This window comes from Providencia rustigianii, assembly GCF_900637755.1.
Lineage (GTDB): Bacteria > Pseudomonadota > Gammaproteobacteria > Enterobacterales > Enterobacteriaceae > Providencia > Providencia rustigianii.
Window position 1 is genome coordinate 2,272,351 of the sequence record NZ_LR134396.1, and the last position, 16,096, is coordinate 2,288,446.

Annotated in this window: 16 protein-coding genes; 9 read left to right on the top strand and 7 right to left on the bottom strand. The window is 38.2% G+C overall.

The features are described 5' to 3' along the window. Window positions 1-53 precede the first annotated feature (53 nt). Window positions 54-917, bottom strand: coding sequence for a DNA-binding transcriptional regulator YeiE (gene yieE, locus EL244_RS10540; RefSeq protein ID WP_006815447.1), 864 nt, complete (start codon window positions 915-917; stop codon window positions 54-56). 189 nt (window positions 918-1,106) lie between these two features. On the opposite strand from yieE, the gene EL244_RS10545 reads away from it, so the two are divergent. Both EL244_RS10545 and nfo read left to right on the top strand, forming a co-directional pair. Further along, on the top strand, window positions 1,107-2,186 hold the full coding sequence (locus EL244_RS10545; RefSeq protein ID WP_126460806.1) for a YeiH family protein: 1,080 nt from the start codon (window positions 1,107-1,109) through the stop codon (window positions 2,184-2,186). A 103-nt stretch (window positions 2,187-2,289) separates the two neighbouring features. Further along, window positions 2,290-3,135, top strand: a complete 846-nt coding sequence (gene nfo, locus EL244_RS10550; RefSeq protein ID WP_126460809.1) for a deoxyribonuclease IV — start codon at window positions 2,290-2,292, stop codon at window positions 3,133-3,135. A gap of 54 nt (window positions 3,136-3,189) precedes the next feature. On the opposite strand, the gene fruK is transcribed toward nfo, so the two are convergent. Beyond that, window positions 3,190-4,125 carry a 1-phosphofructokinase gene (fruK, locus tag EL244_RS10555; protein WP_006815450.1) on the bottom strand — a complete coding sequence of 312 codons (936 nt, stop codon included), beginning with the start codon at window positions 4,123-4,125 and terminating at the stop codon, window positions 3,190-3,192. Between the two features lie 170 nt (window positions 4,126-4,295). Here fruK and EL244_RS10560 point away from each other — a divergent pair, with 170 nt between their 5' ends. The 3 genes from EL244_RS10560 to yeiP all read left to right on the top strand — a co-directional run bounded on the left by EL244_RS10560 (window position 4,296) and on the right by yeiP (window position 6,838). Continuing rightward, window positions 4,296-4,736: a nucleotide triphosphate diphosphatase NUDT15 gene (locus EL244_RS10560; RefSeq protein WP_126460812.1), complete on the top strand. Its 441-nt coding sequence runs from the start codon at window positions 4,296-4,298 to the stop codon at window positions 4,734-4,736. Between the two features lie 154 nt (window positions 4,737-4,890). Continuing rightward, the gene (gene mtr, locus EL244_RS10565; RefSeq protein WP_006815452.1) at window positions 4,891-6,135 is read left to right on the top strand and encodes a tryptophan permease; all 1,245 of its coding nucleotides are present in this window, start codon (window positions 4,891-4,893) and stop codon (window positions 6,133-6,135) included. 130 nt (window positions 6,136-6,265) lie between these two features. After that, a complete protein-coding gene (yeiP, locus tag EL244_RS10570; protein ID WP_006815453.1) occupies window positions 6,266-6,838 on the top strand; it encodes an elongation factor P-like protein YeiP in 573 nt (190 codons plus the stop codon). Between the two features lie 124 nt (window positions 6,839-6,962). Here yeiP and EL244_RS10575 read toward each other — a convergent pair whose 3' ends face one another. Beyond that, complete coding sequence (locus EL244_RS10575) at window positions 6,963-7,307, bottom strand: fimbrial protein (RefSeq protein WP_006815454.1); 345 nt, start codon at window positions 7,305-7,307, stop codon at window positions 6,963-6,965. 993 nt (window positions 7,308-8,300) lie between these two features. Between EL244_RS10575 and mepS the strand changes: the two genes are divergently transcribed. Then, on the top strand, window positions 8,301-8,888 hold the full coding sequence (gene mepS, locus EL244_RS10580) for a bifunctional murein DD-endopeptidase/murein LD-carboxypeptidase (RefSeq protein ID WP_126460815.1): 588 nt from the start codon (window positions 8,301-8,303) through the stop codon (window positions 8,886-8,888). A 165-nt stretch (window positions 8,889-9,053) separates the two neighbouring features. Here mepS and EL244_RS10585 read toward each other — a convergent pair whose 3' ends face one another. The 3 genes from EL244_RS10585 to rsuA all read right to left on the bottom strand — a co-directional run bounded on the left by EL244_RS10585 (window position 9,054) and on the right by rsuA (window position 12,034). Continuing rightward, on the bottom strand, window positions 9,054-9,395 hold the full coding sequence (locus EL244_RS10585) for a YejG family protein (RefSeq protein WP_006815457.1): 342 nt from the start codon (window positions 9,393-9,395) through the stop codon (window positions 9,054-9,056). A 724-nt stretch (window positions 9,396-10,119) separates the two neighbouring features. After that, window positions 10,120-11,304 carry a Bcr/CflA family multidrug efflux MFS transporter gene (locus EL244_RS10590; protein WP_126460818.1) on the bottom strand — a complete coding sequence of 395 codons (1,185 nt, stop codon included), beginning with the start codon at window positions 11,302-11,304 and terminating at the stop codon, window positions 10,120-10,122. 25 nt (window positions 11,305-11,329) lie between these two features. Further along, window positions 11,330-12,034: a 16S rRNA pseudouridine(516) synthase RsuA gene (gene rsuA / locus EL244_RS10595; RefSeq protein WP_126460821.1), complete on the bottom strand. Its 705-nt coding sequence runs from the start codon at window positions 12,032-12,034 to the stop codon at window positions 11,330-11,332. Between the two features lie 222 nt (window positions 12,035-12,256). Between rsuA and radD the strand changes: the two genes are divergently transcribed. Both radD and rplY read left to right on the top strand, forming a co-directional pair. Next, window positions 12,257-14,032 (top strand): DNA repair helicase RadD, encoded by a 1,776-nt coding sequence (gene radD / locus EL244_RS10600; protein ID WP_006815461.1) that lies wholly within the window; start codon window positions 12,257-12,259, stop codon window positions 14,030-14,032. A 197-nt stretch (window positions 14,033-14,229) separates the two neighbouring features. After that, window positions 14,230-14,511: a 50S ribosomal protein L25 gene (rplY, locus tag EL244_RS10605; RefSeq protein ID WP_006815462.1), complete on the top strand. Its 282-nt coding sequence runs from the start codon at window positions 14,230-14,232 to the stop codon at window positions 14,509-14,511. Between the two features lie 103 nt (window positions 14,512-14,614). On the opposite strand, the gene yejK is transcribed toward rplY, so the two are convergent. After that, on the bottom strand, window positions 14,615-15,616 hold the full coding sequence (gene yejK, locus EL244_RS10610) for a nucleoid-associated protein YejK (protein ID WP_126460824.1): 1,002 nt from the start codon (window positions 15,614-15,616) through the stop codon (window positions 14,615-14,617). A gap of 238 nt (window positions 15,617-15,854) precedes the next feature. On the opposite strand from yejK, the gene EL244_RS10615 reads away from it, so the two are divergent. Next, window positions 15,855-16,082, top strand: coding sequence for a YejL family protein (locus EL244_RS10615; RefSeq protein ID WP_039855328.1), 228 nt, complete (start codon window positions 15,855-15,857; stop codon window positions 16,080-16,082). The last annotated feature ends 14 nt before the right edge of the window (window positions 16,083-16,096 follow it).

The following is a 16,096-nucleotide window of genomic DNA, read 5'->3' on the forward strand; positions in this document are numbered from 1 at the left end:
ACCTTCATAATTCAGCTATAATTATTAGCAAAACACGTTATGGCCTATTATGTTCAGTTGCAATAATCTAATAAATTGGTGATTGCATTAGAAAGATGCTTCTGACGGTGATAAATCAGATATAACGTTCGCTCTAGTTGTAACTCATCTACGGCTAATTCTACTAGTGAGCCATTATCTAACTGCTCCGCAATAACCCTTCTAGATAAACAGCTAATTCCCATACCAAAACGTACAGCATGTTTAATCGCTTCAGAGTTCCCTAGTTCCATTAAAATATGAAACCCGGGAAGGTGGGCAAATAATAACTGATCAAGAACATCTCGAGTTCCAGAACCTCTTTCACGCAAAATCCAAGGTGCATTTTTCAATTCTGTCAGAGAGGGATTCTTACTGGCTAATGGGTTATTAGGTGCTGCAAATATCACTAATTCATCTTTCAGCCACGGTTTCGAGATCAACTCTGGACTATGACAAACGCCTTCAATTAGTCCTACATCGGCGCGAAATTCCATAACACCTTTGATCACCTCTTCGGTATTACCAATAAATAATTCCAATGGAATTTCAGGGTGATCATAACGATAGCCCGCTAAAATTTCAGGTAAGATGTAGTTACCAATCGTCGTACTCGCAGCAAGGCGAACTGCGCCCATTTCTTTCTTGAATAGTTGTTCAACTTCTAACGCCTGCTCCAATAAAGACAATGCTTTAGGGTAAAGGAGTCGTCCATGTTCATTAGTGACGAGTCGTTTACCCACACGGTCAAATAATTGGACACCTAATTGCCCTTCTAAATCAGTCAATGATGCACTGACAGCAGATTGAGATAGCGCGAGTAATTGCGATGCCTGAGTTGTGGAGCCACTCTTTAATACTTCCGTAAAAACCTCAAGTTGCCTCAGTGTTATGCGCATACAGAAAGCTCCAGCATGATGATGTATTTGTAATAATATTGTTAATATTAATCATTTATTAGCAATATACCAATAGAATCTTTTAATCAGTTTTATAGATAGATAATATAAAAACAATCAATTTATATTATTATTGATTTTGTTATATGCTTATTCCAACTTAATCTAAGTCATCATAAGAGTGTCGTCATGGATAAAACTGGAACCAAAGCAATGATGCAAAATAATTCACTCCCTATTCTAAAACTCATTCCGGGTATCATTTTAGCTGGGATTTTAACCGCTATTGCAATTTACCTTGGAGAGCAGTCATGGTTTATGGATGTTGGGCTGGGAGCGTTAACCCTCGCCATTTTACTCGGTATCTGCGTTGGAAACACCGTCTATCCGGCTATTAGCTCGACATCTGATGCAGGCATTAAATTTGCCAAACACTATTTCCTACGCGCTGGTATCATTTTGTATGGCTTTCGTTTAACTTTTCAACAAATTACCGATGTTGGCGCGACAGGATTAATTATTGATGCCCTAACCTTAACGACAACCTTTTTATTAGCGTACTGGTTGGGTAAAAAAGTGTTCAAGCTAGATGACGAAACAACCATGTTAATTGGTGCAGGAAGTAGTATTTGTGGGGCTGCCGCAGTAATGGCAACTGAACCTGTGGTTAAAGCATCAGCAAGTAAAGTCGCCGTTGCTGTTTCCACTGTCGTTATTTTCGGGACTATCAGTATTTTTGTTTACCCATGGTTATACCAGCTAAATGCACATTTTGGTTGGCTCCCAATGACTCAAGAAACATTTGGTATTTATATTGGCTCAACCGTGCATGAAGTTGCTCAAGTGGTTGCTGCGGGACATACTATTGGTCCAGATGCAGAAAATGCATCTGTTATCGCAAAAATGTTACGCGTAATGATGTTAGCGCCATTTTTAATCATCTTATCTGCGTTCATTAGCCGTAAAACCGCTGCAAATACTCAAGATGGAGCTCAAAAAAGTAAAATCACGATCCCTTGGTTTGCGGTGATTTTCATTTTAGTGGCGGCATTTAATTCATTTAATTTATTACCTGTGGAAATTGTTAAACAAGTCATTGTTTTAGACACCATATTGTTAGCAATGGCGATGGTCGCGTTAGGTCTAACAACCCACGTTAGTGCGATCAGGCAAGCAGGTATTAAACCACTGTTGATGGCACTGATTTTGTTTGTCTGGCTGATTTTAGGTGGTTTTTTTATCAACATGGTCATCCAGTCAATTTTTTAAATTTATTTTGTTACACCTCCGGTAGCCGCTTTTTATAAGCGGCTTTTTTTGGTTTCATTTCTTTAGTTATTAATGGCATACTCCCCCAGAAAAGGAGTCGATCATGAAATATATTGGAGCACATGTCAGCGCCTCTGGCGGCGTCGACCAAGCGGTTATTCGCGCCCATGAAATCAACGCAACAGCATTCGCGTTATTTACTAAAAACCAACGTCAATGGAAAGCAGCCCCGCTTACAGAAGAGATAATTAAGAAATTCAAGCATAACTGCGCTAAATATGGTTATGGTAAACATCAAATTTTACCCCATGACAGTTACTTAATTAATTTGGGTCATCCTGAATTCGAAGCATTGGAAAAATCTCGAGTGGCTTTTATTGATGAGATGCAACGTTGCGAACAACTAGGTATTGATCTTCTCAATTTCCATCCTGGTAGCCATTTAAAGCAGATTGAAATTGATGATTGTTTAGCGCGTATAGCCGAATCCATTAATATTGCCCTCGCCGAAACAGAGGGTGTCATTGCCGTCATTGAGAATACAGCAGGTCAAGGAACTAACTTAGGATTTGATTTTGTCCATTTAGCCAAAATCATTGAGAGAGTCAAAGATCAAAGTCGTGTAGGTGTTTGTATTGATACTTGCCATGCATTTGCTGCTGGCTATGACTTACGTACAGAAGAAGAGTGTGAAAAAACTTTTCAACAATTTTCGAGTATTGTTGGCTTTGAGTTCCTAAAAGGCATGCACTTGAATGATGCTAAAAGTGAATTTGCCAGTCGTGTTGACCGCCACCATAGCCTCGGTGAAGGGAATATTGGCTATGCACCATTTCGTTATATTATGAAAGACACACGTTTTGATGGTATTCCATTGATTTTAGAAACCATTAATCCTGATATTTGGCCACAAGAAATTGCATGGCTAAAAGCTCAACAATACGATTAATACAAAAATGGCTACGATTAAGTAGCCATTTTTTATCTCTGAATTCATGTGTTATTAGAGCAATTTCATCTCAATTTTCGACATCATATCCGCGAGCTTATTACGGTTTTTTAAACCAACATCAGGCTGCGAAACTGATAATGCGGAAATAGCAGTCGCCATACGCAATGTATGCTCACTGGATTCCCCATTCAACAGCCCATAAGCTAATCCAGCAACCATTGAGTCCCCTGCCCCTACCGTGCTGACGACTTCACAATGAGGTGGCTTAGCCAGCCATGAGCCCGATGCATTAACCCATAATGCCCCTTCTTCGCCCAATGAAATTACAACGTGGGAAATCCCTTTATCGCGTAATTCATGAGCTGCTGCTATGACATCATTTAATTCAGGAAGCTTTCTACCCACCCATGTCTCTAATTCTTGGCGATTAGGTTTTACCAACCATGGGGATGCTTTCAACCCCGCTTTGAGGGCTTCTCGGCTACTATCAAAAATGATGCACGGACACAATTGGCGCAAACGTGTCATCCAACGGGTGAACTCTTCAGGATCAATGCCGTTCGGCAAACTACCACTGACCACCACCATATCAAAATGACCGAGCCAATTGAGGGATTCTGTCGCAAAACGGTTCCAATCTTCTTTGCTGACGTCAAAACCAGAGAAATTAAAGTCTGTCGATTTACCATTATTCTCAGTAAGTTTCACATTAATACGGGTTCGACCGGCCACCATAGTAAAACGGTTTGCCATACCATTTTCACTGAAAAAATGTTGGAATTCTTCTTGGTTATCCTTACCCATGAAACCGCTAACCGTGATATCAATGCCAAGGTCACGCAAAACTTTACCTACGTTGACACCTTTGCCTCCAGCATTCAGGCTAGCAGTCTTGACTAGATTGACCTCACCGGCTTCGATTGAGGGGCATAGCCCAACTAAATCATAAGCAGGATTTAATGTAATTGTAGCAACCCGGCGAGTCATAACTACTAATCTCCCTTAATCATTATATTGTCGTATCACAAATTTTTCTGCGCATAGTTATAACACTAATGCGGGTTGTTTTCAGTGATATTTGTATTTTTTCCTGATTGTAATTTACAAGTAACATGGCAAGATCTCTATGTTTAAAAAGACATTAAGAAGGAAATTTCATGTCCAATCATCAAAATGTTGTGGTAGGTGTTGGCGTTATTATTACCAATTCACAAGGTCAAATTTTGCTAGGTAAACGCAGCAGTATACATGCTCCCTATTGGTCTATTTTCGGTGGGCATGTAGATCCAGGCGAATCATTTGAAGCTTGTGCAATACGTGAAATTAAAGAAGAAGTTGGCATAGACATTCACTCCCCCACCGTTTTTGGTATCAGTAATAATTTACAAACGTATCAACAGGAAGGAAAACATACCGTTTCGATTTGTATGCATGCTGAATACAATGGAAATATTGCGCCACAAATCATGGAAGAAGACAAATGTGAAGGTTTACTCTGGGTTTATCCCCATGATGCTCTTCCTGAACCCCATTTTGAAGCCAGTCGCAACGCGATTGAGCTTTGGCTAACGCAACGTTTCTACTTTCAAAAAACCTAAATAGCTGTCAACTTTGTACAAAGTTTCATGGGTTTGTACATATATTATCCATATCAAACTATTTTCAGATTTTATTATCTTTTATATATTTACATTACCAAATGCCTATTGTATCGTTCAGCTAGTACAGTGAAACAATCATTCAGGAGTCATCATGGAAGTTGATGTTAAAAAATCGCCAAAGCGCCCATCTATATTAGGTGGTTCAATGATCATAGCGGGCACCGCTGTCGGTGCTGGAATGTTCTCTATTCCAATGGTGACTTCAGGCGTATGGTTCTCAGGCTCCGTCGTCTTACTGATTTATACTTTTATCTGTATGTTGCTTTCCGGATTAATGATCCTAGAAGCCAATATGAATTACCCAGCCGGTGCCAGTTTTCATACCATGGTTAAGGATTTATTAGGCTCAGGATGGAACACCATCAATACGTTATCTATTACCTTCGTGTTATATATTCTAACCTATGCTTATATTTCGGCGGGCAGTTCAATTATTACTGGCAATATTTCGCAATATGTACAGGTGCCTCAAGCCGTCTCAGGGCTGATATTTGCATTAATTATTGCATTCTTTGTTTGGTTATCAACTAAAGCAGTAGACAGATTAAGCACCATTTTAATTGGTGGAATGGTCATCACCTTTATCATGTCCATTGGCGGGATGGTAACAACAGCCTCTCCCCTTGTACTATTTAATCAGTTTGAAAGCCCTGACAATCAGTATTTGCCCTATGCATTGGCCGCCCTTCCTTATCTATTGACGTCCTTTGGCTATCATGGAAATGTACCGGGATTGGTAAAATACTATAACAAAGATAGTCGTAGCGTTGTATTAAGCTTGGTTTATGGCTCTATTATTACAGTGACCATCTATATCCTGTGGCAGTATGCTATCCAAGGTAATATCCCTCGCTCTGCCTTTATTGAAATCAGAGAGAATGGCAATAATATTGATGCTTTGCTAAAACAAATGAATATTTCGGCTCAAAGCAGTTTTATCTCTCAATTTTTAAACCTGTTTTCATATATGGCGTTGGCAAGTTCTTTCTTGGGGGTATCTCTTGGGCTATTTGATTTTATTGCTGACTTTTTTAAATTAAATGACAGTCATCAAGGGCGCTTTAAATCGGTTATCCTCACGTTTTTACCGCCAACTATACTTGGCGTAGTATTCCCGAACGGTTTTATCTACGCTATTGGTTTTGCAGGATTGGCAGCAACGATTTGGGCAGTAATAATCCCAGCGATGATGGCAAGAGAAAGCCGTAAACGCTTCCCAAATAATAGCTACAAAGCACCGGGAGGTCGTTTCATTATTTGGTTTGTGATCCTGTTTGGTTTAATTAATGCCATTGCTCATATATTGTCACTATTTGGTCTCTTACCTATTTATTGATAGGCCCTAGCTTACAAATCAATCCCTAGTGTAAAAACTAGGGATTTTTTTGACTTCAGCATCTTGCCTATTCCCTGATCTACGAGTAATTTTGTCGAACTCTTTTTGACAATAGCAAAGAAGGTTATTTATGGCCAAGGCCAACGAGATCAAACGTGGTTTAGCAATTAACTACAACGGAAAATTACTGCTGGTTAAAGATATTGATATCCAAGCACCAAGTGCTCGTGGAGCAAGTACTCTATATAAAATGCGCTTTACTGATATCAGGACAGGTCAAAAGGTTGAAGAGCGTTTCAAAGGAGATGACATTTTAGAGACAATCTCGTTGACTCGTCGTACTGTCAGCTTTTCTTACATTGATGGTGATGAATATGTGTTTATGGACAATGAAGACTATACACCTTACATATTTAAAAAATCTGATATTGAAGAAGAGTTATTGTTTATTCCTGAAGAAGGTTTACCAGGAATGCAGGTACTAACAATGGATGGCCAAGTACTCGCTTTAGAGTTACCGCAAACTGTAGATATGGTTATTGTTGAAACAACACCCGGTATCAAGGGCGCTTCCGCTAGTGCTAGAACCAAACCCGCAACAATGGCAACCGGGCTAACCGTACAAGTGCCAGAATATCTAACTACGGGTGAAAAAATTCGCATTCATATTCCCGAACGTCGCTATATGGGACGCTGTGACTAATATGTAGCAATCCACCTATGGGCTTGCTGCCCATAGGCATGGCATTCAATCATAATCATTAAATATCCCTAATCTTATTTCCTTCTATTCACTAACATATGATTTTTTACTATGCTAAATATAGTTAGTCATATATTACAGTATAGATACCTGTTTTATTTTCTTTATTAATCCATTTGAAATATTGAACACCCTGTTGATTTGGTAATTGTGTTTTTTTCTCTGAAATTTTCTTAATATCCATCGAACTAGTTTTTACTTTACCCTCTTCATTCCAGCACTTAGTATCAATGCTTTGTTCAATTTTAGTGATGATACAAGGAGCGGCTACAATAGCTCCAGTGAAAGTAATTGTTCCCGATGCAAGCTGTTTTACACCGCTATCTTTAGAAGCATATGACGTAAAACTAGAAATTAAGGCTATAAAAGAAAAGGCCGTTACAACTATTTTTTTTACTGAGCAGTCCACAAGAATTTCTCCGCTAAAGATTAGAATATCGTCAGTTATTGAAATTTACTTACATCTAAATGATATATTTATTAGATAAATTTCAGCTGCGAGCTTAATTTTTAGAGGTGAACATATATTTCACTTATGGACGTTATTTTTTATTTTTCATTTAATTTTAAAAAAATATTTTAAATGAAAATTCTATAAAATTAATGCTATGGCAATTAGTCTTTTTTTTATTAAATATGGGCAAATTCATAGAAGATTACACTTTTAGATTTAGTATTTTTTGCTTGTAAAGTACCCAATAACATTGTGGTACTTTCAATATTAATGACTGACTAAATGCAACATTCAACAAAATAGCATGTCTATCTTGCTGAGTAAGCATTCAGATTACCGTAATTGATTGCATGAAAAACGAACAGTCCATTGCGTTAATCAGAACTATAAAGACTAAAAAATGACGTTAATGAATAGATTAAGACTGACAATTTATTTAAATTTAAACTTCTTTACAATTAAACCTAATAATTAAAATATTTTGAGTAAATACATAAAGAATTCTTAGTGAAAACGTGATTATGATCATGTTTTTAGGGAAAGGCAGCACCATAGGCAATACAAAAACATCGTATTATTCATAAATTGAAGGCAAGTTAATGACGCATATCCCGTTTTATATAATGTTTTGTAAATTATGCCCCTATAAACTCGCCATTTCAGCTTTGTTTATGTATATTCTTACTGTTTGGTTTAAGAAATAAATATTCCAATGCCAAATAAGAGTAATACGTTAATTTTTAGCAGCCTTTGATTATTCATCCTTAATCAACCTGTGTTAGAGCACATTTAAGCTGCTAATTTAGAGCAAGTTTTGTTCGGTGCATAAACCCTTTCTGCGAAAAATACACTGTTGTTGTTCTAATGCGTTTTTCACAGGGAGCAGTTTACGTGTGGTATGTAGCTTTCATACCACAATAAATAAAATGGCAAGGGATATACTAAATAATGTTAATTTCTGAAAAATTTAAGCGCTATGTATGGTGCCTTGTTCCGGCAGTGGCAATTGCCGTAACGCTTTCAGCATGTACTGCACCGAAAACGACAAAAAACAGTCAAACTACAGCAAGATCATCTGATGCTCGCATGTTAAATGCAACATCGAATGATTCCCTCGCAATGGCATCGCAAGATGAATTCGAAGATTTAGTCAGAAGTGTTGATACCAAATCAAAGATTATGGATCAATATGCTAGCTGGAAAGGTGTAAGTTACCGCCTCGGTGGAACCACAAAAAGTGGTATCGATTGTTCTAGCTTTGTACAACGCACATTCTTCGAGCAGTTTGGTGTTCAATTACCGCGTACTACCTCTGAACAAGAATCTTCAGGTAAAAGTGTAAAACGCAACAGTTTAAAAGCCGGTGACTTAGTTCTATTTAAAACAGGTCGCAGGATGAAACATGTAGGGATCTATATTGGTGATAACAAGTTTGTTCACGCCTCTACAAGTAATGGAGTTATTGTTTCAGAAATGAGTAATGATTATTGGAGTAAGCGTTATTACGCTAGCCGTCGAGTCATTAATGGTTCATAACTTTTATTAACATTATTATCTTTGCCAATAAAAAAAGCTTCCAGGCTCTAAACCGGAAGCTTTTTTTATTGTTAACGCCATTTCATCATACTCGCACAGCGATAGCTAAATTATGGCATGGCAGATTCTGCTCTTCTGCTAGCCCCTGTCAGGAATACACTACCGTTAAGCGCAATAGAAACCTGAGGCTAATTCTGCAATTGCAACACCAGATGCCTTCAATCGGCACATTGCAGTAAGTTCATCGCTAGCACGAATAAATAGACACATTTCTTTCTGCCATTCTAGTATAGCGTTGTCTATTTGCATTTCAGACAATGACTCAGACAACTGTTTCATTGCTATACAGTCTGTCTCACAATCATGACTTAATAATTTTAGTCCTACAAGTTTATCGCTATTGGCATCATTCATGGGAACAACTTCAACATCAGTCCCTATTTTTCCGGATAACCAGCGGTAACTTTGCGGCAACCTGTGGACTACCGAAAGACCTAATTTTTCCACAAAAATTTCCTATTAAAACACGCCGTCATTTTGACAAGTAAGCAGAGCTCACCATTTTGGTGACTTAACTTACATTTCACTAAATGAGTATCGATTCTTTTAGATACTGAAACTCCCCAAGAGACAATGTCTCTCTTCTTTGTACCCCACTCTCAATTAAAGAGTGAATAGAGATGCATATGTCTTAAAGAAATCCTCGTTCAAACCGAACTTTTAACAAATACAAAAAGTAACACAATTGTTAAATTCAAGAACTTAAATATAACACTAAAAAAGTAGCATGTCGTTAAATTTTTGTGACACACATCATTGCATGAAGATTTTACCAACAAAAAAACAAAAAATTAAACATTTTTTTAATTACAAACCCAACACAATCCATAATTAAACCGTTTATTTTTACATAATCACTAAGATATATTAATAATTATGTGTTTTTTGAGGGGACCCTCTCCAGTATTATCATTTTTAATGATAGTAATCATCCGCCAATCATAATACATAAATTTAACAACTATTCTTATTTAATGACTTGATGTAGATCATTTTTAGATAAATAGAATGATTACATATCGTTACTAATCGTTTTTTTCGATCTATTGAACAGGTTAACATATAGTTATAGTGAATAATATATTAGAGATATAAATCAAGATGATAAAAATACTGACGGGAAATTAATGGAGTTGTTCAGCTTCATCCTTGAAACTGATACATAGTGAACCTACTTGGCTCTTTTCGCTAAAAGAACAAATAGCATGGATAGAGCAACACAGCCCACCATCGAACCAACCATAGGCCAAGCACTCTTTGCAGGGATCATGGAGAGTAAAGTACCAATCAATGCCCCTATAGAGAAACGGATAGTGCCTGCAAGAGATGAAACCGTGCCCGCAATGTGTGGATAATTATCTAAAATGACGGCCATTGAATTGGATGTGATCATAGCAATCCCACTAACATAAATCGCAACACCGATCACCAAAGTCCAAAAATCCATATTTAAGGCTGTCGTCGTTAATAACCATATTCCCATGACAAATTGGATAATAATACCAAAATACAGCATTCGCTCTGCACCAAATTGGCGAACGAAACGGCTATTAATTGTCGTCATAATAAATAAGAAAATGATGTTGAAACCAAAGTAATAGCCAAAATGTTGAGGTGAAACGCCGTTCAAATCAATATAGACAAATGATCCTGCATTTAAGAACGAAAACATTCCCGCAAAAGAAAATGAACTAGCTAAAATGTAAAATAATACCTGTCGAGCACGAAATAAGGTGGCAAACTGTCTAAGTGTAGTTCCTATATGGAAAGTTTGCCTTTTCTCTGCAGGCAATGTTTCACGAATAAAGCAACTCACCAAAACTACTGCAATTACAGCTGCAATCGCAATACTCCAAAAAATGGCGTGCCATGAAAACCAACGCATCATTTCCCCACCCAAGATAGGGGCGAGTAATGGTGCAATGGTCATCACCAGTACAACGAAAGACATGCTGCGAGAAAACTCATCACGGGTAAACATATCCCTCATCAATGCGTTGATCACCACACTTGCGGCAGCGGCAGCAAAACCATGTAAGAATCGCAACCAAATAAAAACATCGATGGACTCAGCAACTGCACAAGCTGCCGAAGCAAATGCAAAAACAATCACTCCACCTAATATAACTGGTTTACGTCCCAAGCTATCCGCCATCGGACCATAAAATAACTGGCCAATTGCAAAACCAAAAATGTAGCTATTTAGGGTCATTTGAATATGCCCTTCATCTACATTAAAGTATCCTGTCATCGCCGGAAAACTAGGCAAATACATATCAATAGCTAATGGCATTAGCATTGATAGCAAACCTAATATTAAAATCAGCCCCAAATAGGATGAACGCTGTTGCTGCACGCTTTAAACTCCTGCTATCTCACTATTAACGGGGAACAGTGATACTGTTAATTTCATCTTCAGTTAGAGGTCGATATTCTCCCGGTTCTAACTGTTCATCTAGCCTGATTTCTCCGACTCGCTCACGATGCAAACCACAAACATGGTTGCCTACTGCTGCAAACATTCGTTTCACTTGGTGATAACGACCTTCACTGATAGTTAATAACACTTCACGAGGAGAGATAATTTCCAATTGAGCTGGCTTAGTGGGGCTTTTTTCACCATTTAGCATGACACCGATCTCAAACTTTTGAATGACATCATCCGCAATATCTTCACTTAACTGAACTCGGTAAGTCTTTTCGCAATGATGTTTAGGAGAGGTAATACGATGAGACCATTGTCCGTCATCAGTAAGTAATACCAATCCCGTGGTGTCTATATCTAAACGGCCAGCTGCATGCAATTTTTGAGTGACTGGCTCATCAATAAAATAAAGAATTGTGGGGTGCGTTGGGTCGTCAGTTGAACATACATACCCTTCAGGCTTATGCAGCATAAAATAACGAGGGCCAGTTATCTGTATGAGCACATTACCGTCATAAGATACTTCATTATCAGCACTAATTTGCATGGAACCTGATTTTACTACTTTATCATCAACCGTAATATTACCAGCACGAAGCTCACGTGCTACCAAATTCCGGCTTATCCCTAATTGCTGGGACAAAAATTTATCCAATCGCATAGATTCTCTTAACTTGATGGAATGTCAGCGAGAGGTACAATAGCACCGTGCTGCCATAATATAGAACGAAAGATTACTGTGATTATTATCACATAATCAATTATATCAACAAGACGTAACAAGTGATAGCAAAGCAAAATTAACTCGAAAATTTAGACCTAGCCATGGCGCTAACTAAAATCTAACATTAATCATCCGCCTTTTTTGAAAAAACTGAATAATATGCCTGTAACTTTATCACCTAGTTTTACTCTGCGTCCTTATCAGCAAGAAGCGGTTGATGCAACAATTCACTATTTTCGCCGACATACTGAGCCAGCAGTCATTGTGCTGCCTACAGGAGCTGGAAAAAGTTTGGTGATCGCCGAGTTGGCTCGACTCGCTCGAGGAAGAGTCTTAGTTTTAGCTCATGTCAAAGAATTAGTAGAACAAAACCATGCAAAATACCTCACTTATGGTTTAAATGCTGATATTTTTGCTGCAGGACTCAATCGCAAAGAGTCGCAAAGTAAAGTTGTATTTGGTAGCGTTCAATCTGTTGCTCGTAATCTTACTGATTTTAATGATAAATTTTCATTAGTTATTATCGATGAATGCCATCGAATTAGCTTAAATGATAAAAGCCAATACCAGCAAATCATTCAAGCCTTACAAAATCATAACCCCACATTGCGTATTCTGGGATTAACCGCAACGCCTTATCGTTTGGGTCATGGTTGGATTTATCAATATCATTATCATGGCATGATCCGCGGTGATGAAAAGTGTTTTTTTCGAGACTGTATTTATGAGTTACCACTGCACTATATGATTAAAAATAAGTATCTCGTTCCACCAGAAAGACTTGATATGCCCGTTTTGCAATATGACTTCAGTCAGATATCGATTAACCAGTCAGGTATTTTTAATGAACAAGAGCTTAATTTATCCATTAAAAAACAACAGCGTATAACTCCTAAAATTGTTGCTCAAATCGTAGAGTATGCTGCTCCATTACAGGGTTGTATGATTTTTGCTGCCACCGTTGAACATGCCAAAGAAATTCTAAGTTATTTACCAAAGAATTGCGCAGCTTTAGTTACAGCAGAAACCCCTGCAAGTGATCGCGCCAATATTATTAATCAATTCAAAGATAAAAAATTACACTACTTAGTTAATGTCTCCGTTTTGACAACTGGCTTTGATGCCCCTCATGTGGATTTAATTGCCATATTACGCCCAACTGAATCGGTCAGTTTATACCAACAAATTGTAGGTCGAGGTTTACGATTAGATAAAGGAAAAACACAATGCTTAATCTTAGATTATGCGGGTAACCCCCATGACCTTTATCGCCCTGAAGTCGGTACGACTAAACCTAATTCAAGCAGTGTGCCAGTACAAGTCTTCTGTCCTTTATGCCAATTTGCCAATATATTTTGGGGAAAATGTACCTCAGATGGTCAAATTGTCGAGCATTATGGACGTCGCTGCCAAGGTTGGGAGGAAGATGAGCAAGGCAAAAAACAGCAATGCGAATTTCGTTTTCGATTCAAACAATGCCCACACTGTGGATCTGAGAATGATATAGCAGCCCGACGCTGCCATAAATGCCAAGAAGTTCTTAGTGATCCTGATGACATGCTCAAAGCCGCATTAAAACTCAAAGATGCGTTAATTTTACGTTGTGGTGGCATGGAGCTAATGCCAGGCAGCGATGCTAAGGGTGAATGGCTAAAAATCAATTATTACGATGAAGATGGCACCTCCATCTCCGAACGCTTTCGTCTGTCGACTCCAGCCCAGAAACGGGCTTTTGAGTACCGATTTTTACGTGAACATCATCGCGCTCCCGGAATTCCATTTAACTGGAATAATGCCAATGATATTATCTTGCAGCGATCATTATTACGTTACCCACAATTTATTGTGGCACGGAAAAAAGAGAATTACTGGGAGATTCGTGAAAAAATCTTTGATTATCAAGGTCGATTTAGAACTTCAACCCCACTAGCCTGACAACTAATTTTAATATAAATTAACTTTCTACTTGGCGGATAGTGATCTTAATGATTGCCCGTTGGGCATTTTTTCGTTAAACTGCGCCCGCCTTCGTATATCTCGCCTAGCGAAATAATTTTACAGGGCCAAATATCGAACCTGCTGCTGGGTCGCCTGTAGCAGGATTTTATTTTTTCTTTTATAGAGAAATTGTAATGTTAACTATCAATGCAATTGAACGTAAAGAGCAGGGTAAGGGTGCGAGCCGCCGCCTGCGCAGAGCTAACCAACTGCCAGCTGTCGTTTACGGTGGCAACCAAGAAGCTATCTCTGTTACTCTGAACCACGATGAAATTATCAACCAAGAAAGCAAAGCAGGATTTTACGATATTCTGAACTTGGTTATCGATGGTAAAGAAACTAAAGTAAAAGTTCAGGCTGTTCAACGTCACCCATTTAAGCCAAAAGTGACGCACATTGACTTCCTGCGCGCTTAATTAAAGCCCATAGCCGAGCTTTAGAGTTTTTCGGGACGCCGAGTAAATAACGCCGCAATTGCGGCGTTATTTATTTCTAGGACACTATTCTAGTCGTCAACGCTTATTTATTACCACGACGTTGTAATTGATCACGTAAATTAGGTGGTGTTCCTCTAATCGTTAAAGTATCGGTGACAGGATCCCAAAAAATACGCTCCCCCATCAACATCGCATCAAAATTAATCGTTATTCCACCACCACTACCTGAAAATTTAGTGAGTTGCTTTAGCGTTCCTCTATCTGCGGGAAAGCTTTCTTCGAGTTGATAATCATTCTGACGAGTAAAGTCCTCAAAACTTTGATCCTCCACTGTCGGTAACTCTTTTGATAATTCACTTAACTCTATTTCTTCACCAGATTGAAGCTGCTCAGTACAGTAGCTATGTACTTGCTGTCTATAAGCTTGGCGAGTATTTTTATCCATCTGAGCACTATCACAAAAATCATCTAATGCCTGAACAAGTCCCTTATTCTGTACTTTCGCATTTAATCCTTCAGATGCGGATAAAAAATCCATAAAGAAATCAGAAACTTTACGTCCAACTCGTCCTTTAAGAAAAGTTAAATAGCGCTTAGACTCTGGATTAGTTTCCCATTCAGTTAAATCAATACGTGCAACAATATCTGCATGAGGGATATCTAAATAATGAGTAGTATCTAAGTCCAGCGACTCAGTCACAAACATGCTATCGCAACTATTGAGTACCGCGATCAAAAGGTATTCCACAGCTAAATAACGGTATTGGCAAAATAGAACGATACCACCTTCTGCAAAGGGATATTTTGCCAACTCATCTTTTAATCGCACCGTCATTGCACGACTAAAACCTAAAAACTCTTCTTCGCCCTTGCGTAATAAAGATAAGGCCTCCGCAAGTTCACTATCTTCATTAAACTCACCAAATGCTTTACTCTTCGCACTATACACACGATGTAATTCTGCCATCATGTCTTGCACAACGTTATCTGTCGTTAATAACGAATCACGTAACATGACTTCTAAAGTCTGTTCATCTCGTTTAATCAACTGATGCAAAGCTATCTGGGTAATATCCAGACTCATTGTTGGCTCCTTTAACTCGCAGAAATAATGTCGCGTATTCAAACACTGAAATTATTTTGCTGCAACCTAAACTATCACTCGCCTCTTTTTTATCACTTTTATGGCGAACTATTATCCACTTCGATGATCTAAATAAGCATTATTATCAATTAAACGAAAATTTGTTTAAAGAATGAAGAAAAGTCACCCACAATGGGCTATTATATGGAGCTTTCATTAATTTAGGATGTCACAATTTATGCCACAATCATCTCGCTATAGTGATGAAAAAGTTGAAGGTTTACTGTCTGACCTTGTAAGTGTGTTAGAAAAAAACCATACTCCAGTAGATCTATCATTAATGGTGTTAGGCAACATGGTTACTAATCTGCTCAATACATCTGTCGCTCCGGCGCAGCGTAAAATGATTGCAGAGTCTTTTGCTAATGCATTAATTTCGTCTGTTAAAGAAGATAAATCACACTAATTGGTCGATAAATA